This is a genomic window from Chitinivorax sp. B, assembly GCF_005503445.1.
Classification (GTDB): domain Bacteria; phylum Pseudomonadota; class Gammaproteobacteria; order Burkholderiales; family SCOH01; genus Chitinivorax.
The window spans coordinates 1-1,600 of the sequence record NZ_SCOH01000145.1; the positions used below are offsets into that span (position 1 = coordinate 1).

Here is a 1,600-nt window from a genome sequence, read left to right on the forward strand (position 1 = left end):
TCACTGGGTCTGGACTTGGTACCGGTACTGGGTTCGGCCAAATCGGCAGCGCAGGTGGTCACCGGGAAGGATTTACTGACGGGCGAGCCGGTCAATCGCTGGGTCGAGGCGGGCGGCATCGTGCTCGGCGTGTTGCCGGGTGGGAGGCTGCTGACCAAGGGGACGACGCTGGCGAAGGTGGCGCGAGGGGCGGAGAAAGAGGCGGTGAGAGGAGAAACGTTCTTCCGTACAATGAGTCCAGACCATTATGAAAGACTAATGGCAACGGGTAAGTTGCCAGCAACTGCAGAGACTTTTATTTCTCCGACACGAGCATTTTCAGAAAGCTATGATGGCGTTCTCGTGCAGTTCAATATGAAGCCTGGTGCGTTGAGCGCACTGGAAAGTATTGGTGTGCGTGATACTTCTGCGCTTACCAAAGCAATGTATAGCAACATGTCGTTGGTTTCAAAAGGTTGGCCGTCGAGCAATGCCTTTTTTAAGGCTGAAGGAGCTCAAATAAATATCGGTCTAGGTGGAGGTGCCGCTTTGGACACATTTAATGTGTACATCCATAGTTTTTCGATGGTGAAATAATGAATAAAGATCAAAGAGCACTGATTTTGGATTTGTCCTTGGGGAAAATATCAAAAGACAAGTTCTTAAGATTATTTTCAGGTCAGGTGGAAATGAATGGGAGCTATCTTTGCGACGAGTTACACCGCGCATTTCTCAGCAAAGATGCAGATGATATCGAGCATTTATTATTGCTTGGTTTCCAGTTTGGAATTGCAGATAATTGTTCTGAGGTGCTTTGTAAACTCATTCTTGAAGGATGGCATATGCAACACGAAAATATTGCCATGATTCTGAAGGAGTTAAAATCTCCAAATTCTGTAGATTACCTTTATCAAGCAGCCTTGGCTTCATTCCCATACTTGGATTACGACGAGAGTTATGCCTTGGGCGTGAAGTGTATATATGCACTTCGTGCAATAGGAACAAGTGATGCTAGAGAAAGGTTGCTATCGCTTGCTAGTGGAGAGAATAAAACTCTTGCTGAGAACGCAAAGCGATTGCTAAAAACCATGGCGGTTTAATGCATGCCGGTTCCATCTTAGATGCCGGTTGCGCCCGGCGGACGCGAGACTTTTCTTGTTTCGCCAAGAAAAGTCCCCAAAAGAAGGCGCCCCGTGCGCCTTGCCCGCTGATCGCGGGTGCCCTGCGCGGCTCGCCTGGGGCGGCGGCAAAAGAACTCGCTTCGCTCAAACAACTTTTGCCGTCGTCCCGCCCCATGCTGTGCTGCTCGGCAAGGCTTGACGGGATTCATCGCTCGTTGTGGCCGCATTGGTGTTGATGCTCTTTAACAATTTATCACTTACTGGGGTCGCGTCAGCGCCCTGATCCACGACTGAACCGCCACCGGCCCCCAGCAGCTCGCCTATTTCCATCGCGATCACCTGGGCTCGGTGATTGCCCTCAGCGACGACAGCGGCGCGGTCAAGGAACAACTGTCCTACGACCCATGGGGCCAACGCCGCCATCTGGATGGCAGCGACGACCCCAACCGCACCCTGACCGGCAAGCTGGACCGCACCGGCTATACCGGGCACGAACACCT

The 1,600-nt window shown here is 51.7% G+C and carries 3 protein-coding genes; 2 read left to right on the forward strand and 1 reads right to left on the reverse strand.

All coding sequences use genetic code 11. From position 1 onward, the window contains the following. Both FFS57_RS24885 and FFS57_RS24890 read left to right on the forward strand, forming a co-directional pair. The coding region (locus tag FFS57_RS24885; protein WP_137940506.1) for a pre-toxin TG domain-containing protein at positions 1-576 on the forward strand (576 nt) is incomplete at its 5' end. After that, positions 576-1,079 carry a hypothetical protein gene (locus tag FFS57_RS24890; RefSeq protein ID WP_137940507.1) on the forward strand — a complete coding sequence of 168 codons (504 nt, stop codon included), beginning with the start codon at positions 576-578 and terminating at the stop codon, positions 1,077-1,079. The genes FFS57_RS24885 and FFS57_RS24890, both read left to right, overlap by 1 nt. Before the next feature lie 165 nt (positions 1,080-1,244). On the opposite strand, the gene FFS57_RS25520 is transcribed toward FFS57_RS24890, so the two are convergent. Then, the coding region (locus FFS57_RS25520) for a hypothetical protein (protein WP_212749183.1) at positions 1,245-1,600 on the reverse strand (356 nt) is incomplete at its 5' end.

Excerpts from the sequence above, each read along its gene's own strand:
- FFS57_RS24890 (WP_137940507.1), top strand. The coding sequence starts at position 576 with ATGAATAAAGATCAAAGAGCACTGATTTTGGATTTGTCCTTGGGGAAA.